The organism is Rhodobacter capsulatus, from assembly GCF_052363185.1.
GTDB classification, from domain to species: domain Bacteria; phylum Pseudomonadota; class Alphaproteobacteria; order Rhodobacterales; family Rhodobacteraceae; genus Rhodobacter; species Rhodobacter capsulatus_E.
This window is the reverse complement of sequence record NZ_CP198955.1, coordinates 1,559,966-1,584,611: the sequence shown is the minus strand read 5'-3', so window position 1 is coordinate 1,584,611 and position 24,646 is coordinate 1,559,966. Positions and strand designations below refer to the sequence as shown.

General features: G+C 66.2%; 19 protein-coding genes and 1 pseudogene. 10 read left to right on the top strand and 10 right to left on the bottom strand.

Translation table 11 applies throughout. The features are described from left to right. Positions 1-8 precede the first annotated feature (8 nt). Complete coding sequence (locus ACTTAG_RS07905) at positions 9-323, top strand: TM2 domain-containing protein (protein WP_444464954.1); 315 nt, start codon at positions 9-11, stop codon at positions 321-323. On the opposite strand, the gene mprF is transcribed toward ACTTAG_RS07905, so the two are convergent. Both mprF and ACTTAG_RS07895 read right to left on the bottom strand, forming a co-directional pair. Beyond that, positions 324-2,930, bottom strand: coding sequence for a bifunctional lysylphosphatidylglycerol flippase/synthetase MprF (gene mprF / locus ACTTAG_RS07900; protein WP_444464953.1), 2,607 nt, complete (start codon positions 2,928-2,930; stop codon positions 324-326). Positions 2,931-3,183: 253 nt separating this feature from the next. Next, entirely contained in the window at positions 3,184-3,588 is a 405-nt protein-coding gene (locus ACTTAG_RS07895; protein WP_444464952.1) for a DUF6314 family protein, read from the bottom strand. Between the two features lie 81 nt (positions 3,589-3,669). On the opposite strand from ACTTAG_RS07895, the gene purB reads away from it, so the two are divergent. The 5 genes from purB (at position 3,670) to ACTTAG_RS07870 (ending at position 7,905) form a co-directional block, all read left to right on the top strand. Further along, positions 3,670-4,974: an adenylosuccinate lyase gene (gene purB / locus ACTTAG_RS07890; RefSeq protein WP_444464951.1), complete on the top strand. Its 1,305-nt coding sequence runs from the start codon at positions 3,670-3,672 to the stop codon at positions 4,972-4,974. A gap of 156 nt (positions 4,975-5,130) precedes the next feature. Next, positions 5,131-6,186, top strand: a complete 1,056-nt coding sequence (locus ACTTAG_RS07885) for a flagellar motor switch protein FliG (RefSeq protein WP_444464950.1) — start codon at positions 5,131-5,133, stop codon at positions 6,184-6,186. A gap of 92 nt (positions 6,187-6,278) precedes the next feature. Beyond that, positions 6,279-6,422 carry a glyceraldehyde-3-phosphate dehydrogenase gene (locus ACTTAG_RS07880; RefSeq protein WP_444464949.1) on the top strand — a complete coding sequence of 48 codons (144 nt, stop codon included), beginning with the start codon at positions 6,279-6,281 and terminating at the stop codon, positions 6,420-6,422. Positions 6,423-6,560: 138 nt separating this feature from the next. Next, the gene (gene gap, locus ACTTAG_RS07875; protein WP_444464948.1) at positions 6,561-7,562 is read left to right on the top strand and encodes a type I glyceraldehyde-3-phosphate dehydrogenase; all 1,002 of its coding nucleotides are present in this window, start codon (positions 6,561-6,563) and stop codon (positions 7,560-7,562) included. Between the two features lie 178 nt (positions 7,563-7,740). Continuing rightward, positions 7,741-7,905, top strand: a complete 165-nt coding sequence (locus tag ACTTAG_RS07870) for a DUF1127 domain-containing protein (protein ID WP_444464947.1) — start codon at positions 7,741-7,743, stop codon at positions 7,903-7,905. A 240-nt stretch (positions 7,906-8,145) separates the two neighbouring features. Here the strand turns inward: ACTTAG_RS07870 and ACTTAG_RS07865 are convergent, their stop codons facing one another. Together ACTTAG_RS07865 and ACTTAG_RS07860 are read right to left on the bottom strand one after the other, a co-directional pair. Then, positions 8,146-10,707 (bottom strand): penicillin-binding protein 1A, encoded by a 2,562-nt coding sequence (locus tag ACTTAG_RS07865; protein ID WP_444464946.1) that lies wholly within the window; start codon positions 10,705-10,707, stop codon positions 8,146-8,148. Between the two features lie 111 nt (positions 10,708-10,818). After that, positions 10,819-11,577 (bottom strand): cytochrome c biogenesis CcdA family protein, encoded by a 759-nt coding sequence (locus ACTTAG_RS07860; protein WP_444464945.1) that lies wholly within the window; start codon positions 11,575-11,577, stop codon positions 10,819-10,821. A gap of 92 nt (positions 11,578-11,669) precedes the next feature. On the opposite strand from ACTTAG_RS07860, the gene ACTTAG_RS07855 reads away from it, so the two are divergent. Further along, on the top strand, positions 11,670-11,921 hold the full coding sequence (locus ACTTAG_RS07855; RefSeq protein WP_444464944.1) for a sulfurtransferase TusA family protein: 252 nt from the start codon (positions 11,670-11,672) through the stop codon (positions 11,919-11,921). A 54-nt stretch (positions 11,922-11,975) separates the two neighbouring features. On the opposite strand, the gene ACTTAG_RS07850 is transcribed toward ACTTAG_RS07855, so the two are convergent. The 5 genes and pseudogenes from ACTTAG_RS07850 to purS form a co-directional block, all read right to left on the bottom strand. Continuing rightward, positions 11,976-14,777, bottom strand: coding sequence for an Rne/Rng family ribonuclease (locus ACTTAG_RS07850; protein ID WP_444464943.1), 2,802 nt, complete (start codon positions 14,775-14,777; stop codon positions 11,976-11,978). Positions 14,778-15,387: 610 nt separating this feature from the next. Next, on the bottom strand, positions 15,388-16,713 hold the full coding sequence (locus tag ACTTAG_RS07845; protein ID WP_444464942.1) for a sigma-54-dependent transcriptional regulator: 1,326 nt from the start codon (positions 16,711-16,713) through the stop codon (positions 15,388-15,390). Between the two features lie 3 nt (positions 16,714-16,716). Beyond that, positions 16,717-18,450 (bottom strand): sensor histidine kinase, encoded by a 1,734-nt coding sequence (locus ACTTAG_RS07840; protein ID WP_444465213.1) that lies wholly within the window; start codon positions 18,448-18,450, stop codon positions 16,717-16,719. Positions 18,451-18,561: 111 nt separating this feature from the next. After that, positions 18,562-19,230: a phosphoribosylformylglycinamidine synthase subunit PurQ gene (gene purQ, locus ACTTAG_RS07835; RefSeq protein WP_444464941.1), complete on the bottom strand. Its 669-nt coding sequence runs from the start codon at positions 19,228-19,230 to the stop codon at positions 18,562-18,564. A gap of 70 nt (positions 19,231-19,300) precedes the next feature. Further along, positions 19,301-19,542: pseudogene (gene purS / locus ACTTAG_RS07830) on the bottom strand (phosphoribosylformylglycinamidine synthase subunit PurS). Between the two features lie 233 nt (positions 19,543-19,775). Between purS and ACTTAG_RS07825 the strand changes: the two are divergent. Continuing rightward, entirely contained in the window at positions 19,776-20,963 is a 1,188-nt protein-coding gene (locus ACTTAG_RS07825) for a calcium-binding protein (protein ID WP_444464940.1), read from the top strand. Positions 20,964-21,013: 50 nt separating this feature from the next. Here ACTTAG_RS07825 and purC read toward each other — a convergent pair whose 3' ends face one another. Beyond that, positions 21,014-21,775, bottom strand: coding sequence for a phosphoribosylaminoimidazolesuccinocarboxamide synthase (purC, locus tag ACTTAG_RS07820; RefSeq protein WP_444464939.1), 762 nt, complete (start codon positions 21,773-21,775; stop codon positions 21,014-21,016). Positions 21,776-22,032: 257 nt separating this feature from the next. Here purC and ACTTAG_RS07815 point away from each other — a divergent pair, with 257 nt between their 5' ends. Together ACTTAG_RS07815 and ACTTAG_RS07810 are read left to right on the top strand one after the other, a co-directional pair. After that, on the top strand, positions 22,033-22,341 hold the full coding sequence (locus ACTTAG_RS07815) for a DUF1476 domain-containing protein (RefSeq protein WP_444464938.1): 309 nt from the start codon (positions 22,033-22,035) through the stop codon (positions 22,339-22,341). A gap of 253 nt (positions 22,342-22,594) precedes the next feature. Then, a complete protein-coding gene (locus tag ACTTAG_RS07810) occupies positions 22,595-24,592 on the top strand; it encodes a phosphatidylglycerol lysyltransferase domain-containing protein (protein WP_444464937.1) in 1,998 nt (665 codons plus the stop codon). Positions 24,593-24,646 lie beyond the last annotated feature (54 nt).

Below are 24,646 nucleotides of genomic sequence, written 5' to 3'. Positions count from 1 at the left end.
AGGTTCACATGAACGACACCCGTGCGCTTTACATCGAATCCCGCGTGGCCAATGACAGCCGCTCGGCCCTTGTTGCCTATCTGCTGTGGTTTTTCCTGGGTTTCTTCGGCGTGCACCGCTTCTATCTGGGGCGCTGGATCTCCGGCCTTCTGATGCTGGTGTTGTTCGGCCTCGGCTCGGCGCTGACGGTGCTTCTGGTGGGCTATCTGCCGCTGGCCTTCGTGGCGCTGTGGTGGGCGATCGACGCGCTTTTGATCCCGGGCATGATCGCCTCGGACAATGCCGCGCTGCGGCTGCGCCTGATGCAGGGCTATGACGGCTGATCAGCCCGGCTTGCGCCGCAAGATCCCGCTGCGCCCGGCCGCGATCAAGCCCGAGACATCGGCCATCGCCGCCATCGGCGAAACGCCGACCGGCAGGGCGATGTAGCGCGGCCGCCATTCCGGACCGAATTGCGCCTTGAACGCCCGCAGATCATCGAAGCTGCGGAATGCGCCGCCGTGGCGGAACATCAGCGGCCCGAACCGGTCCCAAAGCCGCGCCGTGCGCCGCGTGCCCAGACCCGAGAGCGGCGCCAGCCCAAGGCTCAGCTCGCTGGCCCCCGCGGTCTTGTAATGGTCGATCAGCGCGAAGAACATGAAGCCGATCAGCGCGGGCGCATCTTCGGGGCGGTAGCGCATCACGTCGATGGCGACGCGGTTCCCCGCGCCCGGCGCCAGCATCGCGGCGAAAGCCACGGGCTCTGCCCCGCGCCACATCACGGCCAGGGGGAAGCGGTTCAGATAGGCCGCATCGAACCGCCCGACCGAGAAGCGTTTTTCATGTCCGATCCGATGCTTGAGGAAACTTTCCGAGATCGGCTTCAAAGCCGCGATCAGCTCGGGCGCATGCGGCGGGGCCAGCACGGCAAAGCGCAGCCCCTCGCGCCGGGCCTGTTCGTAAGCGGTGCGCAGCCCGGCAAGCCGCGTGCCCGAAAGCGAGGCCTTGGTCAGGTTCACCACCGCCTCTTCGCCCATCTTGTGCGCGGCAAGGCCCATCTCGATCATGAAGGGGACGTGACGCTCGGACAGCTCGTAAAAGACCGGGCGGCAATTGGCCTGTTGCGCCGCCTCGACGAAGCCCCAGCCGAGATCGTCGAAATAGCGCTGATCGCCGACCGGATCGCCCATGCAGACCCAGGACTTGCGCCGCCGCGCGAACATCAGAAAGGCGGTGCCGCTGTCGGCAAAGCGGAATTCCTTGTCGCCCGACAGCGCCAGACAGGCCTGCGGATCGGATTGGCCCGCGACGATTTCCGACGCCAGCCGCAGCGCCTGCGCCATGGTCTGCGGACGTTGCTTCGACGAGGGTTTGAGCGCAAGGAAAATGGTGAAGATCACCAGCACGGCCGAGCCGGTGACGCCTGCGCGCAGCGACCGCGGCGCATTCGCATCCTGCGCGAAATCGAACCAGAACATGTGCGAATAGGGCGTCGCGGCATGGATGAAGGCAAAGAACAGCGCCACCGAAGCGATGACGATGGTGACCAGCGCAATCCAGGCCGGGCCCAGCACGCCCTCGGTGATCTTGGCCTGTCGGTAGAACTCGCCGCGGAACGGCCAGAGCGCGAGCGCGCCAAGCGCCAGAAGCGCCGCGCTTTCAATGTCGAAGCTGCGCAGCAAGACCGCGACGATGCCGCCGCCCAGCGTCAGAAGCGTCAGCCAGAAGGCGCCCGAAACGCGGCGGATCAGCCCATGCGACAGGATCACCAGCACGACGCCGGTGACAGCCGAAACGAGCGCGCCGCCCTCAAGCAGGATCAGCCCGACAAGGTCGTCGGGGTCATGCAGGGGCCGCACCGTGGGCAGGATCGACACCGCCATCAGATAGGCGCCAAAGCCGAAGGCCCAGGCGCCGGAAAGCCAGGGTGCCATGCCGCCAATCGCCTTGAAGGCGGGGCGCATCGGTTCCGAGATATCGCCAAAAAGCCTGCGCGCCCAACCACCTGCAAGACGGGCCTCGTTCAGCGACACGATCACGAAAGCCAGCGCGAAGGGCAGCAGGTAATAGATCATGCGGAACATCAACAGCGCCGCGGCGACCTCTCCGACCGGGGTGCCCTTGGGCATGGCGGCGATGACGACGGTCTCGAAAACGCCGACGCCGCCCGGGACATGGGTGATCACGCCGATCATCGTGGCGGTGGCATAGATCGCCAGGAAGGTGACGAAATCGGGGGCGCCCGCGGGCAAGAGGACATAAAGCGTCAGCGCCGCCATGCAACTGTCGAAGAGCGCGATGATCATCTGCCCGGTCAGGATGCGCGGGCGCGGCATGGCGATGTCGAAACGCGCGATGCGCAGCACCCGGCCGGAAATCCCCAGCGCGTAAAGCAGCCCCAAAGTGCCAAGGCCCCCGGTCAGCGCCAGCACCCGGATCGTGGTTTCCGAAAGCGGCAAAAGCCCGCTGAGCGCCGACGGATGCGCGGCGAGCGCAAAGACCCCCACCAGCGACAGCCCCGTGCCCATGGCCAGCGCGATGTAAGAGGCCAGCGCCGCCACCTCGAAAGCGTTCAGCCCGAAGGCGGAATAGATCCGGTAGCGCACCGCCCCGCCCGAGAGCACCGAAATTCCGATCGTATTGCCAAAGGCATAGCCCAGAAAGCCACCAAGCGCGACGACCCGCAGCGGCAGTTTCTTTTCCAGATATTGCAGCGCCCAGAAATCATAGCCGATCAGCGCCCCATAGCCGAGCGCGGTGGCGCCAAGCGCGATGGCAAGCGTTTCCAGCGGCGTCGCGCGCATCTGCGCGATCACATCGGCGAAATCGACGGGTTTGAGCAGATGATGAAGCGCAAAGAGCCCCAGACCAAGGAGCGAAAAGCCGATGATCAACGGCCCCAGATGACGCAGCCGACCCGGGCCCGGCCCCGCGGCCTCACGCTTCGTCATGGCGCCTCCCTCGCATTCCGCCCCTGCCTATTCTGTCCCTGATTTGCAGGTTTTCAAGACGGTTACAAGCTGTGCTGCGCGGGATTTCGCGACGCGGGGCGGGCGGGTGCCGCGCTTGGCGCAAAATCCCCGCCCGACGACCTCACCCCCGGAGATTTCGGTGGCCGAAACCGGAGAAGACGCATGACCCCGGGGCGTTTCGGGCCGGCCCCTCCGGGGGTGACTTCGCCGGGCGGCAAAGGAGGGTGACCCCTCAGGCCCGAGTGTAATGCGAGATCATTACGTAATCCTTGCGCGGCCCCGTGACCCGCCATTCCGAAGACCAAGCGGGCCAGGCTGCGAAATCGTAGCGGACACGGTAGTCATCCGGGTCGCACCAATGCGCGGCCGCGGCCGCCTCGGGGTCGAAGCGGTGAAAGTCGCGCCCGTCTTCGAAGCGCACGACGATCTGCGCCCCCTCGGCGTGCCACAGATAGTCGCGTTCGGCCTGCATCGGCACCTCGCCCGTCAGGAACAGCTGCCCCGCCTCGTGATAGCGCAGCCCGGCGCCCTCTGGCGTGAAGACCGCTTGGCCCGCAAACCGCCCCTCGGGGCCATCGGCCTGCAGGATATGGCGCGAAAGCGTCCAGACACCGCGGAAATCGTTCAATTGCGGCATCCTGACCCGCCCTTTGCCTTGCCCCGTTCGGGGTCTCAGTCTATGCACCCGGCAACCCCGTCACAAGCAGGAGGCCTGCCCATGATCCCGCGCTATGCCCGCAAAGAGATGGTCGACATCTGGGAACCCGCCACGAAATTCAAGATCTGGTACGAGATCGAGGCCCATGCCTGCGACGCGCAGGCCGCCCTTGGCGTGATCCCGAAAGCCAATGCCGAGGCGGTCTGGCGTGCCAAGGACGTCGAATTCGACGTCGCCCGCATCGACGAGATCGAGGCGGTGACGAAGCATGACGTGATCGCCTTCCTGACCCATCTGGCCGAGCATATCGGCTCGGATGATGCGCGGTTCGTGCATCAGGGCATGACCTCGTCCGACGTTCTGGATACCACGCTGAACATCCAGCTGGTGCGGGCCTGCGATATTCTTCTGAAAGACATGGACCGCGTTCTGGCGGCGCTGAAAAAGCGCGCCTATGAGCACAAGGACACGGTGCGCATCGGGCGGAGCCACGGCATCCATGCCGAACCCACCACGATGGGCCTGACCTTCGCGCGCTTCTACGCCGAGATGGATCGCAACCGCGCCCGTCTGGTGAATGCGCGTGCGGAAATCGCCACCGGCGCGATTTCGGGCGCCGTCGGCACCTTTGCCAATATCGACCCGCGGGTCGAGGAACATGTCTGCGCGCAGCTGGGTCTGATTCCGGAACCGATCTCGACCCAGGTCATTCCGCGCGACCGCCATGCGATGTTCTTTGCGACGCTTGGCGTCATCGCCTCCTCGATCGAGAATTGCGCCATTGAAATCCGCCACATGCAGCGCACCGAAGTGCTTGAAGCGGAAGAGTTTTTCTCCACGGGGCAAAAGGGCTCCTCGGCGATGCCGCACAAGCGCAATCCGGTTCTGACGGAAAACCTGACCGGTCTGGCCCGCCTTGTGCGGATGTGCGTCGTCCCGGCGATGGAGAATGTGGCGCTGTGGCATGAACGCGATATCTCGCACAGCTCGGTTGAGCGCGGCATCGGCCCGGATGCGACGATCACGCTGGATTTCGCGCTGAACCGGCTGGCGGGGGTGATCGAAAATCTGGTGATCTATCCCGAGAACATGCTGAAGAACATGAACAAGTTCAAAGGCCTGGTGATGAGCCAGCGGGTGCTTCTGGCGCTGACGCAGGCCGGTGTCTCGCGCGAGGACAGCTACCGTCTGGTGCAACGCAATGCGATGAAGGTCTGGGAACAGGGCGCCGATTTCAAGACCGAGCTTCTGGCCGACCCCGAAGTGACCGCCGCGCTGTCGCCCGCCGAGATCGAGGAGAAATTCGATCTGGGCTATCACACCAAGCACGTCGACACGATTTTCGCCCGCGTTTTCGGCGCGTAAGCGACAAAGCGCAAACCGTAAAAGGCGCGTTTTCGGCGCGTAAGCGACGGCGCGGAACACATGCCCGGGCAGGTTTCTTGCCCCTGCCCGGGCGCTGATAACGGCGGTTTAACCGCTTGCTGCGAAGCTCTCCGGACAGACGGATCGGAGATTCTCGTGAACGCCATCACCCCCAGATCGCAGCTTGGTCACCTGGCCATGCCCGGGCAGACGCGCCCGTCGCTGTCGCGCAGGCAAAAGGCGGCGATCATCGTGCGGCTGCTGTCGTCGGAGGGGCAGAAGCTGCCCTTGATGGAGCTTTCGGACGATCAGCAGACACAGCTGGCCGAATCGATCGCGCAGATGCGGCTGATCGACCGCGACACGCTGCATCAGGTGGTCGAGGAATTCTGCGCCGAACTGGAAGCGGTGGGGCTGGCCTTCCCCGGCGGGCTGGATGGGGCGTTGAAACTTCTGGACGGTCAGCTCTCGGCCTCGGCCGCGACGCGCATTCGCCGCATGGCCTCGGGCACCTCGCGCGCCGATCCGTGGGAGCGGGTAACGGGCCTTTCGGCCGATCTGCTGCTGCCGGTGCTGATGGAAGAAAGCATCGAAGTGGGGGCGGTGATGCTGTCGAAACTCTCGGTGTCGAAATCGGCGGAGCTGCTGGGCAAGATGCCGGCGGACCGGGCGCGGCGGCTGACCTATGCGGTGTCGCTGACCGGCAATGTCGCGCCGGAAACCGTGCAGCGCATCGGCGCGGCACTTGCCGATCAGCTCGATGCCGCCCCGGTCAAGGCCTTCGAGACCGGCCCGGTCGAACGCGTCGGCGCGATCCTCAACTTCTCGCCCGCCGTCACCCGCGATTCCGTGCTCAAGGGGCTTGAAGAAGACGACAAGGAATTCGCCGAACAGGTGCGCAAGGCGATCTTCACCTTCACCAACATCCATGCCCGCATCGAGCCGCGCGACATTCCGAAGATCCTGCGCGCCGTCGATCAGGCCAAGCTTATTCTGGCGCTGGCGGGCGCCAAGGGCGATGCCGAGAAATCGGCCACCTTCATCCTCGCCAACATGTCGCAACGGATGGCGCAGAACCTGCGCGACGAGATGGCAAACCTTGGCAAGGTCAAGGAAAAGGATGTCGAGGAGGCGATGAACGAAATCGTCAACGCGATCCGCGAGCTTGAAGCGAAGGGCGAGATCTTCCTTGTGGCCGAGGATTCGGAATAACCGCCGCGCGGCCCCCGGCTTTCCCCCGGCGCGCGGCTCGGCTAACGTGACGGGCGGGCTGGCCTGACCGGCCCGGACCTTGAGGGCGGCTGATGACCAACACCATCGCGATCCGGCTGGGGCTGCTTCTGGTTCTGGCCGTGCTGATCGACGCGGTTTTCGCACAGGGCGCGGGATTTCTGTTTCTGGCCCGCAAGACCTTTCTGCTGATCGACTGGATCGCCTTCTGGCGTTAGCGCTTGCGCGAGCGCGAACAGCCCCGCCCAGCCCCGGCGCGGGGCCGAAATTGTGCCGAAATTGCTTTCTTCTGTTGACCTTTCCGGCGTCTTGACCAAGGTAGCGGCGACTTGAGGACCGAGCCAAAGGAGGCTGAGATGGCGGTGAAGGTGGCGATCAACGGATTCGGACGCATCGGGCGCAACGTGCTGCGCGCGATCATCGAATCGGGACGGACCGATATCGAAGTGGTGGCGATCAACGATCTCGGCCCGGTGGAAACCAACGCCCACCTGCTGCGTTTCGACAGCGTTCACGGCCGCTTCCCGGCCACGGTGACGACCGGCGAAGACTGGATCGACGTCGGCCGCGGCCCGATCAAGGTGACCGCGATCCGCAACCCGGCGGAACTGCCCTGGGGCGATGTCGATGTGGCGATGGAATGCACCGGCATCTTCACCTCCAAGGAAAAATGCGCCGCCCACCTGCAGAACGGCTCGAAGCGCGTGCTGATCTCGGCGCCCGGCGACAATGCCGACAAGACCATCGTCTTCGGCGTCAACCATGACACGCTGACGAAAGACGACATCATCGTTTCGAACGCGTCTTGCACCACCAACTGCCTCTCGCCGGTGGCCAAGGTCCTCAATGATGCGATCGGCATCGAAAAGGGCTTCATGACGACGATCCACAGCTATACGGGCGACCAGCCGACGCTCGACACGATGCACAAGGATCTCTATCGCGCCCGCGCCGCCGCGCTGAGCATGATCCCGACCTCGACCGGCGCCGCCAAGGCCGTGGGTCTGGTTCTGCCGGAACTGAAGGGCAAGCTCGACGGCGTCGCCATCCGCGTGCCGACGCCGAATGTCTCGGTGGTCGATCTCGTGTTCGAAGCCAAGCGCGCCACCACCGTTGCCGAGGTGAACGAGGCGATCCGTGCCGCCGCGACCGGCCCGCTCAAGGGCGTTCTGGGCTTCACCGATGCGCCGAACGTGTCCTCGGACTTCAACCACGACCCGCATTCCTCGGTCTTCCACATGGACCAGACCAAGGTGATGGAGGGCACGATGGTGCGCATCCTGACCTGGTATGACAACGAATGGGGCTTCTCGAACCGCATGTCCGATACCGCCGTGGCGATGGGCAAGCTGATCTGATCGCAAGATCCGGACCATTTCAGGGGGCAGCCGCAGGGCTGCCCCTTTTGCATGGCGGCGATGCCCCGGAAACAACCCTTGCAGGCGCCGCATCGCGGCATTGCCGGAACGTCGGTTGCCGGAAGGCCACGGAAAGCGCATCTTCCGGTCAAGAAAACTGACCACCTGGACCTGAACGATGAAACGCCTCCTCTCCCGCCTGATCGCCTCTGCCGAACGTCACGCCCGTTATCGCCGCACCCGCGACGAGATCGCCCGGCTGAGCCCGCGGCTGAGCCGCGATCTGGGGATTTCACCGCAAGATGCCGCGGACCTCGCGCATCGCGCGGTCTACGGTCACTGACCTCCCCTTCGCATCCTTGCGAAACCTGGGGCCCTGCGGGGCCCCTTTTTCGGCTTGGCGGATCGGGGAAAGTCGGGGCTCCGCCCCGCCGAGGCCTTGCCTCGGCCCCCCGGGATATTTGCACCAAGGTGAAAGCAGAAGCCCCGGAACGTGCCCCGGGCTTTTTCTTGGCGCAAATACGCCGGGGGTGCGGGGGCGGAGCCCCCGCCCGGGTCGCCGCGCCTGCGCGGCGAAATCCCCTCAGTAAAGACCGCCGGCCGAGAGCGAGCCGAAGGTCGCCTTCTTCGGGATCACCCTTTGCGCCCCGGTCGAGGTCGTGACCGCCGTCGTCTCGGTATCGGTCTCGCCCTGCGCGAACAGGGGCAGGTTCTCGCCCATCGCGAAGCCGCCATCGACGATCTGACCCAGCGAGCGCATCTCCTGGCCCTCGCGCAGATATTCCGCCTGCACATAATCGCCCGTGGCCGTATCAGGCAGTTTCTCGCCGGTGAAGCGGTTGTATTTCTGCCAATAGCCCCCCGGCGGCACCTTGAAGCTCGAGCCGCCGTAATCCTTCACCGCTTCCTGCATGAACTCGTTGAAGACCGGCACGCAGAGCGTGCCACCATAGGCGCCGGGCCCCAGCGTGCGCGGCTGGTCATAGCCCATGTAGCACGAGGCCACGATATTCGAGGTGAAGCCGGTGAACCACACATCCTTGGCGTCATTCGTCGTCCCGGTCTTGCCCGCCACCGGCACCGGCAGGTTGACCCCGGTCCCGGTGCCGCGCCTCACCGCGCCTTCCATCAGCGAGATCATCTGATAGGCGGTGATCGCATTGATCACCTGTTCGCGGTCCGAGCGCACCCGCGGCCCCTGCCCCGCGGGCAGATCCGGTGTCTCGCAATCGGGGCAGGTCGTCGCCGCGTCATGGCGATAGATCGTGCGCCCCCAGCGGTCCTGCACCCGGTCGACCAGCGTCGGCTCGACCCTTTGCCCGCCATTGGCGAACATCGCATAGGCCGAAATCAGCTTGTACATCGTGGTTTCCTGCGAGCCGAGCGAATTGGCCAGGAACTGCCCCATCGGATCATAGACCCCGAAGCGCTCGGCATAGCCCGCCACCACATCCATGCCGACTTCCTGCGCGATCCGCACCGTCATCAGGTTGCGCGACTGTTCAAGCCCGGTGCGCAAAGGCGTCGGCCCGTAATATTTGTTCGAGGCGTTCTTCGGCCGCCACAGCCCCTGCGGCGTGTCCACCTCGATCGGCGCATCGACGACGATCGTTTCGGGGCTGAAACCGCTGTCGAGCGCCGCGGCATAGACGAAGGGTTTGAAGTTCGACCCCGGTTGCCGCATCGCCTGCGTCGCGCGGTTGAAGACCGAGGCCTGATAGGAAAAGCCGCCCTGCATCGCCAGAACGCGCCCCGTATGCACGTCCATCGCAACAAAGGCGCCGCCGACAATCGGCACCTGCCGTAGCGACCAGCGCAGGAAACTGCCGTCGTCGTCCTTCGTCACCGCGCGCACCAGCACGACATCGCCGACATCGACCAGATCCGAGGCCCGTTTCGCCCGCACCCCCAGCTTGCCATCGGCCAGCCGCTTGCGCGCCCAGGTCACGTCGGCGGCCGGAATCCAGTGCCCGTCCGCGTCTTCGTCCACCCCCTCGATGCCGATGCGGGCCTCCTTGTCGGTCAGCTCCAGCACCACCGCCACATGCCAGCCCTCGACATCGCGCGGGGCCTTGTCGGTCGGCACCGCCGCCAGCGCCGCGCGCCAGCTGCTTTCCTCGCCCAGTTGATCGGCGGCCAGCGTCACCCCGGTGCCGCGCCACACACCCTGCCCGCGGTCGTATTTCTCCAGCGCCTGCTGCAGCGCCTTTGCCGCCTGCCGCTGCAGCTTCGGATCGACCGTCGCCCGGATCGTCAGACCGCCGCCGAAGAATTCATCCTGGCCGAAGCTTTTCGACAGCTGGCGGCGGATCTCGTCGGTGAAATAGTCGCGCGGCGGCAGGGCCTGGCGGAAGGTCTCGTAATCGCCGCGCTGCACCGTGCGCAGCTCGGTCGCCTGTTCGGCCTCCAGCTGCGCTTTCGTGATGTGACCGTCTTCGTAAAGCCGCCGCAGCACATAGTTGCGCCGCAGCCGCGCCTCTTCGTAGTTGCGCACCGGATGCAGTTCGGCCGGTTTCTTCGGCAGCGCCGCCAGATAGGCCGCCTCGGAGATCGTGAGTTCCGTCAGGGGCTTGTTGAAATAGGTCTGGGCCGCCGCGGCGACGCCATAGGAATTCTGCCCCAGGAAGATCTCGTTCAGATAAAGTTCGAGGATGCGATCCTTGGACAGAGCCTGTTCGACGCGCGAGGCCAGGATCAGCTCCTTGATCTTGCGTTCAGCCGAGCGCGAGCCATCAAGCAGGAAGTTCTTCATCACCTGCTGCGTGATCGTCGAGGCCCCGCGCATGTCGCGCCCGCCCGATTTCACCGCGGCGTAAAGCGCGGCCAGCATGCCTTGGGCGTCATAGCCCTTGTGGATGTAGAAATTCTGATCCTCGGCCGAGACGAAGGCCTCCTTGACGATGTCGGGAATGTCCTGAATCGGAACGAAGATCCGGCGTTCCTGCGCGAATTCGTCGATCAATCGCCCCTCGCCCGAATAGATCCGGCTGATCGTTTTCGGCGTGTATTGCGCCAGCTGTTCGTGGCTGGGCAGGTTGCGCGAATACATGTAGAAGATGCCGCCGATCGTCAGCGCGACAAAGACCAGCGCGGTGACGATCCAGGAGAAGAGACCCCCGAGCGAAGACAGGACGAAGCGGATCAAGAGGCACCCCCAAAGGCCATGTGGCCCATTGACGCCGCTATACCGCGGGCATGCCAGCGGGTCAAAGCAAGTTCCTGTATACCACGAAAGGCCTGCGGGAACCCGCCGGGATCAGCCCAGCTCCGCCAGCGCCGGGAAGGTGTCGAGCAGCCAGAACGACAGATCGGACAGCTGCCCGGTCAGCATCATCAGCCCCACCGTCCAGAGCAGCAGGCCCGAGATCTTCTCGATCCGGCCCATGTTGCGGCGCATGAAGGCCAGCGCGCCGCCAAGGCTCGGGAAAAACGCGGCCACGATCAGGAAAGGCAGGCCAAGCCCCGCCGCATAGGCGGCCAAAAGGCCCATGCCGCGGCCGATCGCGCCCTCGGCCATCGCCATCGAGGCGATGGCCCCCAGCACCGGGCCAAGGCAGGGCGTCCAGCCAAAGGCGAAGGCGAGGCCCAGCAGATAGGCCCCCAGCGCCGAGCCGCCCTGATCGCCGGTGTCAAAGCGCATCTCGCGGTCGAGAAAACCGATTCGATAGACGCCGATGAAATGCGCGCCGAAAATCATCACGACAAGGCCGGATATCTTGGCCAGCGTGTCCTTCCACGCGCCCAAGGCCTGCCCCAGCGCCGAAGCGCCGAGCCCCATCATGAGAAAGACGGTCGAGAGGCCCAGCACGAAGAAGAGCGCCGCCAGCAGCACCGGGCCGCGCGCGGCCGGGCGGCCCGCGCCCATGTCGCTGACCGTCACCCCCCCCATATAGGCCAGATAGGGCGGCACGATCGGCAGCACGCAGGGGGAAAGAAACGACAGCAGCCCCGCGACAAAGGCGGTGGCCGCAGCGGTCAGGAAGCCCGCGTCAAAGATCAGATCGGTCGGCGTCATGGGCCCTTCCTAGCAGGCCTGCGGCCCGCCGTCACCCGGGCAGGGCTCACATTGCCGTGGACAGGGCCGCGCCCCGGCGTTACCCCCAAGCCATGACGACGCCCCCTGCCCTTTCGCTCGATCTGCGCGGCCTGCTGTGCCCCTTGCCGGTGCTGCGGCTGGCCAAAGCCCTGCGCGGCCTGCCCGAAGGCGCCGTGGTCGAGATGCAGGCAAGCGACCGCGCCAGCTGGATCGACGTGCCGCATTTCTGTGCGCAATCCGGCCATCGGCTGGTCTCGGCCACAGAGGTCGCGGGCGTGCTGATCTACCACGTCGCCCGCGGCCCGGACCGGCCCGAGAGCTGAGGCAAAGCAAAACGCCGGGCGCGAGGCCCGGCGTTCTTCATTCTCCTGATCCGCTCAGCCCAGCGACCACCAGCCGCGTTTCTTCGGCTTCGAATCTTCCTCGGGCGCAGCGGCGGGCTCGGCCTGCGCCGCAGCCTCGGGCGCCGCTTCGGGGGCGGCCTCCGCGACCGGCTCGGGCGCAGCTTCGGGCGCGACCGCCACCGGCTCGGCAGGCGCTTCGACCGCGGCCGCTTCGACCACAGGCGCCGCTTCGGCCCCCGCGGCTTCCGCTTCGGCCGCCGCCGCGGCAGCTGCCGCCGCTTCGGCTTCCTTCTTCGCCTTCGAGGTGGTCCGGCTGCGGGGCTTCTTCACCGGCGCCGCGGCGGGCTCGGCCGCCTCGGTCCCGGCGCTCTCCGCGGCCTCGGCCTCTTTCTTCGCCTTGCTCGACCGCGACCGCGAGGAGCGCGACCGGCTCGCCTTCGGCGCCGCCTCGGGTTCGGCTTCCGTCTCGGCCTCGGCGCCAGCCGCGACCGGCGCGGGCGTCGCCGCCTCGGTTTCGAGCGCGGGCAAGCTCACCTGCGCCATTTCCGCAGCGGCGGCGGCGCGAGCGGCGTCTTCGGCGGCATCCTCGTCGTCGCCGTCCTCCTCGCCCTCGTCATCGCCGTCATCGGCCTCGTCGCCCTCGGCCGAGGCCTCGGCCCCGGTCTCCGGAGCACCCGATTTCTTGCGCCGACGCCGACGGCGTTTCTTCTTCTTCGGCTGGCCTTCGCCCGGTTCACCGCTTGCGGCCACCGTCGCCACCTCGGCCTCTTCGATCTCGTCCTCGTCCTCCTCGACGATCTCTTCCTCGTCGATCTCGGCCATCAGCTCGGCGCTGGCATGCACCGCGGCGCTATGCACCTCGGGCACGATGCGGGTCGCGGTCTTGAACTTCTCGATGCTGTAATCGGGGCTGACCAGGCTCGGATCGGCCTCGATCCGCACCGCCATGCCATAACGCGCCTCGATACTGGCGATATGCTCGCGCTTGGCGTTCATCAGGTAGTTGGCAACGGCAACGGGGCACTTCACCAGCACCTCGCGCGAGCGCTTCCGCGTGCCCTCTTCCTCGATCGCGCGCAGAACCTGCAGCGCCAGACTGTCATCGGAGCGGATCAGCCCGGTGCCATGGCAATGCGGGCAGGGCTGGGTGGTGCTTTCCAGCATCCCCGGCCGCAGCCGCTGACGCGACATCTCCATCAGGCCAAAGCCCGAGATCCGGCCGACCTGAATCCGCGCCCGGTCGGTTTTCAGCTTTTCTTTCAGACGCTTCTCGACCGCGGCGTTGTTCTTCCGCTCTTCCATGTCGATGAAGTCGATGACGATCAGACCGGCCAGATCGCGCAGCCGCAGCTGACGGCTGATCTCCTCGGCGGCCTCCAGGTTGGTCTTGAGCGCCGTCTCCTCGATCGAGCCTTCCTTGGTCGCCCGGCCCGAGTTCACGTCGATGGCCACCAGCGCCTCGGTCACGCCGATGACGATATAGCCGCCCGATTTCAGCTGCACCACCGGGTTGAACATCGAGGCCAGATAGCTCTCGACCTGGAAGCGCGCGAACAGCGGAAGCTGCTCGTTGTAATGCTTCACGTTCTTCGCGTGGGACGGCATGATCATCTTCATGAAGTCCTTGGCGACGCGATAGCCGCGCTCCCCCTCGACCAGAACTTCGTCGATGTCCTTGGAATAGAGATCGCGGATCGAGCGCTTGATCAGATCGCCTTCCTCGTAGATGGGCGCGGGGGCGATGGATTTCAGCGTCAGCTCGCGGATCTGTTCCCACAGCCGCATGAGATATTCATAATCGCGGCGGATCTCGGTGCGGGTGCGCTGGCTGCCCGCGGTGCGGATGATCAGACCGGCGCCCTGCGGCACCTCCATTTCGCCCGCGATTTCCTTCAGTTTCTTGCGGTCGGCCGCATTGGTGATCTTGCGCGAGATGCCACCGCCGCGCGCCGTGTTCGGCATCAGAACGCAGTAACGACCCGCGAGCGAGAGATAGGTGGTCAGCGCCGCGCCCTTGTTGCCGCGTTCTTCCTTGACCACCTGCACCAGCATGATCTGGCGCACCTTGATCACTTCCTGGATCTTGTAGCGACGCGCCCGCGGACGGCGCGGGGCGTGGATTTCTTCCTGCACATCCTCTTCGGCCACCGATTCGATCTCGTCATCGACGGGATGGACATGGTGGTCATGGTCGTGATCGTGATCTTCGTCGGCCTCGGCCGCGGCATCCTCTGCGACCGCTTCCGCGATTTCTTCCGCAGCCGCCTCGGCCAGATCGGCCGGGGCCTCCTGCACCGGCTCGACCGCGGCCTCGGCGGTGTCGAAAACCTCCGCCTCGACCCCCGCGCCCGCCAGCGTCTCGGCCTCTTCGCCCGGCGCCGCCTCGTCGATCACCGCCATGCCCGGAATGTCTTCCGAGCGCACGACCGCATCACTGCCCGCGGCCTTCTCGGCCCGGGCCTGCTGCCCGCCCGAGCGCGACGACCCCGACCGCGAGCGCGACCGGCGCGAGCGCGAGCGGTTTTCCTCGGCCTCTTCGGCCTCGGCGGCCAGGCGTTCCTCTTCCAGAAGGGCCTGACGGTCGGCGACCGGGATCTGGTAGTAATCGGGATGGATCTCGGCGAAGGCCAGGAAGCCGTGGCGATTGCCGCCGTAATCGACGAAAGCCGCCTGCAGCGAGGGCTCGACCCGCGTCACCTTCGCCAGATAGATATTCCCGGCCAGCTGCCGTTTGTTGATGGTCTCAAAGTCGAACTCGTCGACCTTGTTGCCGTCCACCACCACGACGCGGGTTTCTTCCGCGTGGGTGGCATCGATAAGCATCTTCTTTGCCATGAATCCTGTTTCCGCACGCCGCGTCGCACCTTGGCCTTGCGGAGAAGGCGGGCGGGGCATGGTTTGTCGTTGAGGCGTGGTCACAGGCGCGAACAAGGGCGGCGGCGGCCGAAAGCGGCCCGCCCGTCAACACCCGTTCCGTTTCCATGCGACCCATCGCGGTTCTTCCCAGACGCCGGGCTTCGCGCCCAGCGCCGATTTGCAGACCCCCCTGACGGTAACGCCCCGGGGGCAAGAGTGCGGTCTTGCGACCAATCGGATGATCCAAGGCCGCCCCGCGCTCGCGAAAGGCTCAGGCCCGGAAATCAGCGAATTCCGTGGACAGGACCGGAGTCCCGCCGACACTGCGACAATATCAACGCAAGGGACACAAACACAATCGGTTTTTCGTCAAGAAACGGTTAACGATGTTTTCACCCCCCGCCGACGCAGCCCGCGCGCCCGGAACTGCGAAGGGCCGGCAAAGGACGGGGGGCTGTCTGCCCCCCGCACCCCCCGAGGATATTTGCCCCAAGGTGAAAGCCCACCCGGACTGGTTTCACCTTGGCGAAAATATCCCGGGGGTGAATTTTGGCGCAGCCAAAAGAGGGGGCAGCGCCCCCTTCCCCGCTCAGGTATAATCGCCGCGGCTGAGCCCGTATTTCGCCATCTTCTCGTTCAGGGTGCGGCGCGGCAGGCACAATTCCTCCATCACCGCGGAAATCGAGCCCTTGTGGCGCCGCATCGTGTTGTCGATCAGCATCTTCTCGAAGCTCTCCACATATTCCTTCAGCGGCTTGCCCTCGGTCGTCATCGCCGTGCCCGCCTCGTCGTTTTCCGCCATCAGCAAAGACGCAATCGAGCCCGAGCCGCGCCGCGCCTGCAGCACCGCGCGTTCGGCCACATTGATCAGTTGCCGCACATTGCCGGGCCAGGGCGCCTGCAACAGCTGTGCCGCTTCCTGCGCACTGACCTCGGGCGGCTCGCAGCCGTAATCATCGGCGAAAGCTTCGGTCATCCGGGTGAAGAGCGTCAGCACATCTTCGCCCCGCGCGCGCAAGGGCGGCAGCGTCAGCTTGTGCGCGGCGAGCCGGAAGAAAAGATCGGGGCGCAGCACATCTTCCAGCGTGCGCCCCTCGCCATGGGCGTTGCAGATCGCCACGACGCGCGTTTCGGCGGGCGTGCCCTGTTCGTTCAACACCGTCAAAAGCCGCGCCTGAAGCCCGGTCGAAAGCGCCTCGATATCTTCCAGAACCAGCGTGCCGCCGCGGGCTTCCTCGACCAGCGGCAGCCCCTCGGCCACCGGACCGAAAAGCTTCTCGGCCAAGGCTTCCTCGGTATAGGCGGCGCAGCTGATGGTGACGAATTTCTTCCCCGCCCGCGTGCCCGCGGCATGCAAAGCATGGGCGACCAGCGTCTTGCCGGTGCCGGTCTCGCCGTCGATCAGCACATGGCCGTCCGATTGCGCGATATCCAGAACATCCTCGCGCAGCCGCTCCATCGAGGGCGAAACCCCGATCAGCTTGCCCACCACCGCCGAGCCCTCGGCCAGATCGCGGCGCAATGCGCGCGCATCGAGCGTCATCCGCCGCGCCTGCGTCGCGCGTTTCGCAAGCTCCGTCATCCGGTCCGGGTTGAAGGGTTTTTCCATGAAATCCATGGCGCCCAGCCGCATCGCCTCGACCGCCATCGGCACATCGCCATGGCCGGTGATCATGATGACGGGCAAGCCGCTGTCGAGCCCCATCAGCCGCTTCAGAAACGTCATCCCGTCCATCCCCGGCATGCGGATGTCGGAAATCACCACGCCGGGCCAATCCGGGCCGATCACTTTCAGCGCCTCCTCGGCCGAACAAAAGGTCTCGGTGTCAAAGCCCGAGAGCGCCAGCCATTGCCCGATCGACTGACGGATGTCTTCCTCGTCATCGACGATCGCCACTTTCATCATCCGTGCCATGCTCTACTCCGTCCCTCTGCGCCCTGTTGCGGGCGTCTGTCTTGCTGCCGTCAGTCGCGGCAGCCGCACTTCGAAGACCGCGCCGCCGCCCTCGCCATTGCGGGCCGTCAGCCGGCCGCCGAAATCGGCCACGATCGAGGAGGAAATCGCCAGGCCCAGCCCCGTCCCCTCGCCCGGTTTCTTCGTCGTCCAGAACGGCTCGAAGAGCTTTTCCAGATCGGTGAGCCCCGGCCCGTTGTCCGAAAGCGTCAGCACCGCCATCTCGTCTTCGGTCACCAGCGTGATCTCGATGCGCGGCGCGCGCAAGCCCTTGGTCGCATCCAGCGCATTGCGAAAGAGATTGATGATCACCTGTTCCAGACGGATGCGGTCGGCCTGCACCATCACCGGCCCGCGCGGCAGGTTGCGCACGATCTTCACCGTGCGCGCCTTCAACTGCGGCTCCATCATCGCGAGCGCCGAAGACAGCGCCGCGCGCAGATCGACCGGCTCGATCGCATCGCCGCCCTTCCGCGCATAGGATTTCAGCTGCCGGGTGATCGCCCCCATCCGCTCGATCAGATCGTCGATGCGCTGAAAGGACGACAGCGCCTCGGGCACGCGTTCGCGCTGCAACAGAAGCTTCGCCCCCGCCAGATAGGTCTTCATCGCGGCCAAGGGCTGGTTCAGCTCATGGCTGACCGCCGCCGACATCTCGCCCAGAACGGCGAGTTTCGAGCTTTGTTCCAGCGTCTGTTCGGCGAGCGACAGATCCTTTTGCACCCGCTCGCGTTCGGCAATCTCGCGCGAAAGCCGCGCGTTCAGCGCCCGCAACTCGGCCGACTCGCGCCGGTAAACCGCCGATTGCACTTTGGCGCGGCGCGAAATCAGGTAAAAGCCCAACGCCAGAAGGATGGCGAAGCCCATGATTTCCAACGCAATCACCGCATTCACCCGGTCACGGACCGACGAATAGGGGGTAAAGGCCACCATCCGCCAGCCGCGAAACGGCACCCGGGCTTCGGTGCGCATCACCGCCTGCCCCAGCACCCAGGCATCGGGGGCATCATTCGCCCAATCGGCCGTCGCCTGCAGCGCGCGTTCAATCGCCGAGGGGGCCGAGCGCGCCGCCAAAGCCTCTTCCATCGTCAAGCCCCGCCAGCGCGGTTCGGTCGCCAGCACGATCTTGCCCGCGCTGTCCATCACCGCGACGGCATCGGAAATCCCCGCCCAAGCGCGTTCATAGCGCGCCAGATCGGCGCCGACGACGATCACGCCGACCAGCTTGCCATCGGCCAGAACGGCGCGGGAATAGACGAATTCGCTCGCCCCCGTCACCCCCTCGACCGCCGAGAACACCGTCTCGCGGGTGCGCTGCGCATCGACGAAAAAGGGCGCGTCGTTGAAGACCGATCCCAGCACGTTGCGGTCGGTCGCCCCCATCACCCTTCCCTGCAGGTCCAGCAGCCGGATCGAGGCCACGCCGACTTCCTCGCGCGCGGCGATCAAAAGACCCGAGGTGGTGGAAAAATTCCCCGACCCCAGCGCCTTGGTCAGTTCGGGGTCACGGGCGAGCAAAAGCGGCACGACCGAGGTGCGCTGCAACTCCGACAGGATGTTGCCGGAATAAAGCGCCAGCCGCAATTCGGTGCGCATGCGGGTGGTTTCGGTGAAACGCTCGGTCAGCCAGGTGTTGGTCAGCCACACGCCCAGCACCGTGGCCAGCAGCATCAGCGCGGCCAGCGCGCGATAGGCCATGCGGCGCAGACGGCGGCGGGCCTCGGCGGCGGCAAGCAGATCGGGGCGCGGGGCAAGGGCGGTCATGGCCCGACTTTAGGCGAAGCCGCCGCCCCCAACAAGGCGCGGCGGTCACACCGCCGCGAGCATCCCCGTCAGCGCGCGGAAAAGCGCCGCCCCGTCGGTGCCGCCCTGCGCCTCTTCCACCACCCGCTCGGGATGCGGCATCAGCCCCAGCACGCGGCGGTTTTCGCTCAGCACCCCGGCAATATCGGCGGTGGAGCCGTTCGGATTGTCGATGTAGCGGAAGGCGACGCGGTCTTCGCCTTCAAGCCGGGCCAGCCCCTCGGCATCCAGGACGTAATTGCCGTCGTGATGGGCGATCGGATAGGTCACCTCGGCGCCTGCCGCATAGCCGCGGGTAAAGGGGCTGTCCGTCGTCGCCACGCGCAGCCGCTGCGCCCGGCAGCGGAACTTCAGCCCGGCATTGCGCATCAGCGCCCCCGGCAGCAGACCCATTTCGGTCAGCACTTGAAAGCCGTTGCAGATCCCGATCACATGGCCGCCGCGGCCCGCGAAATCGACCACCGCCTGCCCGATGGGCGAGCGCGAGGCGATGGCGCCGCAGCGCAGGTAATCGCCAAAGGAAAAGCCGCCCGGCACGCCGATCACATCGGTGCCCGCCGGAATTTCGGTGTCCTTGTGCCAGACCCGCACCACCTCGGCGCCCGCTTTCGCGAAAGCATCGGCAAGGTCACGGTCGCAGTTCGACCCCGGAAAGGTGATGACGGCGGCTTTCATCGCGAAAGGGCTCCTGCTTTATCTTGCCACAAATATCCCGGGGGGTCCGGGGGCAGCGCCCCCGGCCGCCTCAGCAGATCTCGACGGTGTATTTCTCGATCACGGTATTGGCGAGCAGCTTCTCTCGCACATCGCCTTGACCTCGGCCTCGGCCGCCGCCTTGTCGGTCGCGGTCAGATCCAGCTCGATCACCTTGCCCTGCCGCACCGCTTCGACGCCGGTGAAGCCCAGATGGCCCAGCGCATGGCGCACCGCCTCGCCCTGCGGGTCCAGCACCCCATCCTTCAGCATCACATGCACACGGGCTTTCATCCGGGATCTCCTCGCTTGGGGCTGGCGTCTTGACAGGTGGCCGCACCCGCCGTTGCGGCCCTGATAGCCCAAGCCCCGCAACGGAGCAAGCGTGGATGGTTCCGCCTGCCGACCCATTGCGCAGGTTCCGCCCCATTCGCCTCATGCGCGCCGGGATTGCGCCACATTTCTGCCCCAGGCGTCGTCTCTTTCTGCTGTCGCGACCTTTTTTTCTCAACCCAAGAGTGTGTATCATGGCTTACATCGTCGCCCGCACGGCTTTCGACCTTGCACGGGTCAATTTCAACGAAATCTACGAAAACACCACCGAATACGACGTCTCGCTTGTTTCCGCCGACGCCACGAGGGTCGGCAACTATTTCGCCAGCGTAGGGCTGCAGGGCTGGGCGGACCACCTGCCCGGCACGGTCAACAGTGCCCTCACCGTCGACTGGGCCGATGGCGGAACCTGGATCCAGCAGCCCGACGGGCGGCCCGTCAACCTGACCGGGGACTGGTATTCCATGCTGCTGGTCGGCAACGGGCTTGGCCTGACCGAGTCCGAGGACATCACCGGCACCATTTCCTGCATCGCCGAGATCGACTGCTCCGATCAGGGCTCCCCGGTCGAGACCCGCGACCGGCTGACCTATGCGATCGGCGATCTTGCGATCGACGCCACGAGCCTTGCGCGGGTGATGGCGACGCCCGGCACGACCGACGACCGGGCCCTGATCGCCTCGATCCTGTCGGGCAATGACACGATGCAACTGTCGAACGGCATCGACCGCGTCGATGGCTATGCGGGCAATGACACGATCCATGGCGCGGGCGGCAATGACCGGCTTTCGGGCGGGACGGGAAATGACCGGATCACCGGGGATGATGGCCAGGACTTTGTCTTTGGCGGCGCGGGCAACGACAACCTGTCGGGCGGGGCGGGCAACGACACCTTGACCGGCGAGGCCGGCGACGACCAGGTGACCGGCGACGCGGGGCACGACAGCCTCTCGGGCGCGGCAGGCAACGACAGCCTGGCCGGCGGGGCGGGCAACGACCAGTTGATCGGCGGGGCCGGGCGCGACCTGCTTTTGGGCGGCGCGGACAACGACCGCTTCATCTTCACCGCGATCACCGACACCACGACGATGCAGGCAAGCGCGGATCGTATCCTCGATTTCGAACAGGGCCATGACCGGATCGACCTGCAGGCGATGGACGCCTCCAGCATCCTGTCCGGCAACCAGACCTTCAGCTTCACCGGCACGCAGTCTGACGGCATCGCGCCGGGCGGCAGCATCCGGTATCAGACCTTCGATCAAGCGGGCACGGCGAATGATTTCACGATGATCTATCTCGATACCGACAATGATCCCACCGCCGAAGCGGTGATCCGGCTGAACGGCCTCGTGCAGTTGACCGCAGCCGATTTCGTGCTTTGAAACAAAAGGGGCGGCCCCGCGGGACCGCCCCTCAACTCCTGCGCCCGCGCTCAGTTGATCAGCGTGGGCTTCATCGGCGTCGCATTGGCGGGCATCACGCCCAGACGCCGCGCAACCTCGGTATAGGCGTCGGTCAAGCTGCCCAGATCGCGGCGGAACACGTCCTTGTCGAGCTTCTGGCCCGTCTTCACATCCCACAGACGGCAGCTGTCGGGGCTGATTTCATCGGCCACGATCAGCCGCATGTAATCGCCATCCCAGATCCGGCCGATCTCGATCTTGAAATCGACCAGCTTGATGCCGACGCCATAGAACACGCCCGACAGGAAGTCGTTCACCCGCAGCGCGAGGCTCACGATATCGTCCAGATCCTGCTGGTTCGCCCAGCCAAAGGCGATGATATATTCCTCGGGCACCAGCGGGTCGCCCAGCGCGTCGTTCTTGTAGCTGTATTCGACGATCGGCCGCGGCAGCGCCGTGCCTTCCTCGATGCCCAGCCGCTTCGAGATCGACCCGGCGGCGAAATTGCGCACGATGACTTCCAGCGGCACGATCTCGACTTGCCGGATCAGCTGCTCGCGCATGTTCAGACGGCGGATGAAGTGGTTCGGAATCCCCACATTCGTCAGCCCGGTCATGAAGAATTCCGACAGCCGGTTGTTGAGCACGCCCTTGCCCTCGATCGTCGCTTTCTTCTGCGCGTTGAAGGCGGTCGCGTCGTCCTTGAAATACTGCACCAGCGTTCCCGGCTCCGGGCCTTCGTAAAGGATCTTCGCCTTGCCTTCGTAGATTTTCTTGCGACGCGGTGCCATGGGCTCTCCAATATCGAACGGGTGGCCGTGCGGGGCACACGGTCACTGCCTTCGCGCCCATTAGCGCAAGAGCGCCCTTCCCGCAAGGCAAAGCCGGTTGCGCGCCAGCACGGGCATCTTGCGCGACCGGGCTGCGCGGGTGGGCAGGTTGGACGGGATGGTTGCGCAATCGGTCCGGGCGGGGCGGATTAAACCTTGCAGCGGGGCGCGGTTGAACCCATATCTGCAGCGGAAAGCCTGACTAAAGGGGGGAAATCATGACCACTTTCGACGATCGCGAACACGCCTACGAAGCGAAATTCGCGCATGATGCCGATCTGCGCTTCAAGGCCGAGGCCCGCTCGGTGAAGATTCTGGCGCAATGGGCGGCCGGGCTTCTGGGCAAGGCCGACACCGAGGCCTATGTGGCCGAGGTTCTGGCGGCCGATTTCGAAGAACCCGGCAAGGATGACGTCGTGCGCAAGCTTGTCGCCGATCTGGCGGGCAAGGCCGACGAGGCGACGATCCGCGCCGAGATGCAAAAGGCGATGGCCGAGGCGATGAAGCAGCTCGCCACCGCCGGCTGAGCCGCAAAGCCCACCGGCGGCGCCCGCGCGGCGCCTCCGGGCCGGAAGATCTTGCACCGCCCTTCCCCGCGAAGGCGCGGTGTTTTCCGTTGCACCGGACCCCGCGCCGGCCCGCAGTCCTCAGGCCCGGGGATCTTTCAGACCCGGGATCGTTAAGAAACGGCAACCAGATCTGCGAAAAACCCTGCGACCTTTCACCGCTTGCTAACCCTTGGCGCGCATCCTGCGGCTTGCGCTTTTTCAGGGGGGCAACATGTCCAGACAGACCGGATCGGCCATTGCGGCGACACGCGCGGCAGGCGGCCTTGCCCTGCCCGAGGGGTTGCGGATCGGCGCTGCCGCGCGGCGGCAGATGCTGGGCATCGCGCTGGTCGCGGCCTTTCTCTGGGCGCTGCGCGACAAGCTGGCAACCCTTGACACCGCAGCGATTCTTGCGGCGCTGGCGCGGGTGGATGCGCTGTCCTGGGCTGGCGCGATCGGCGCGACCGTAGCCAGTTTCGCGGCGCTCGCGCAATATGATGCGCTGATCCACCGGGCGCTGGCCACCGGCACCGCGGCCCATCACGCCCGCCGCGGCGGCTGGACGGCGATCGCTTTGTCGCAAACGATCGGATTCGGCCTTGTCTCGGGGGCGCTGGTGCGCTGGCGGATGCTGCCCGACACCTCGCTTGTGCAGGCCAGCAAGATCACCGCCAGCGTCGCCGCCACCTTTCTGGCGGGCTGGGCGGTGCTGACCGCGGCGGTGCTGCTGATCGCGCCGATTCAATTGCCACATCTGCCGGTGCTGGCCGTGCAGGGGCTGGCGGTGCTGGGCCTTGTGCTCGGCGGCGGGCTGGCGCTGGTGACGCTCGTTCTGCCCGAGGGGCTGCGGCTGGGCCGGTTCACCCTGCGCCTGCCGCCGCTCGCGGTGATGGCGCGCATCCTGCTGCTGGCGGCGCTCGACACTGCCTTTGCCGCTGTCGCGCTCTGGCTGCTGCTGCCCGCGACCGAGCCGCTGTCGCTTCTGGCGCTTTACCCGGCCTTCCTGCTGGCGCAGGGGGCGGGTCTGGTCTCGAACACGCCGGGCGGGGTCGGCCCGTTCGAAATCACCCTGGTGTCGCTGCTGCCCGCCACCGCGCAACCCGAGCTGATCGCGGCGATCCTGGCCTGGCGGATCGTCTATTATGGCCTGCCCGCCTTGGCGGCGATGGCGCTGGTGGCGCTGCGCCCGGCGCATCGGCTGCCCCAAAGCGCGGTGCTTGCCCCCGATCAGGCCCCGCCCGCGCTGCTGCGCGGCGCGCTCGCCGATCCGCAGGCCGAACTGGGGCTGCTGCGGCAGGGCGAACATGCGCTTTTGCCCGGCGCTTGCGGCGCGGGCGGCTGGATGATCGGGCGCGCGCCGCGCACGCTGGTGGCGCTGCTCGACCCCTTTGGCGGGGCCGAGGGTCCGGCCCTGCTCGACCCTCTGTGCCACTCGGCCCGGGCAGAGGGGCGAACCCCCTGCCTTTACAAGATTTCCCCCCGCCTTGCGGCCCGGGCTCGCGCCGCGGGCTGGGTCGTGGCCCCGGTCGCGACCGAGGTCTGGCTCGATCCCCGCCGCTTCGATCTGGCCTGCCCTGCCCGCGCCGGACTGCGGCGCAAGCTGCGCAAGGCGGAGAAATCCGGGCTGCGCGTCAGCCTTGCCCGGGGGCTCTTGCCGCTGGCGGAAATGGCGGCGCTGTCGCAGGACTGGGCGGCGGCGCATGGCGGGGAACGCGGCTTTTCCATGGGCCGGTTCGCCGAGGATTACGTCAGCGCACAGCAGGTCGTGCTGGCCCGCGACGCCACGGGGCGTCTGGTCGGCTTTGCCAGTTTCCACGCCGGGGCGCGGGAATGGGTGCTTGATCTGATGCGCCCGGCCGCCAATGCGCCCGATGGCACGATGCAGGCGCTGATCGCCGCCGCCATCGCCGAGGCGGGCAAGACCGGGGTGGCGCGGCTCTCCCTTGCCGCCCTGCCGCCGCGCGCCGAAGACAGCACGGGTCCGGCGGCGGCGCTGTGGCGGCACGCCGAAAAGGGCAAGGGCGCGGCCGGGCTGCGCCAGTTCAAGATGGGCTTCGCGCCGCAGCTTTCGGCCCGCTACATCGCCGCCCCCACGCCCGCGGCGCTGATGTTGGCCGCGGTCGACATCGCCCGCGCGATCCACCGGCCCGCGCCCCTGCCCGGGACCGGCCCCGCCCGCCCCGAGGCGATCTTGCCCCCCGACCCCGTCTTCGCCTCAACATCATCTTGAGCGAAACGAATTTGCACTTTTCGTCGCCCCGTGGCAGGGAGAGGCCGACCTTGG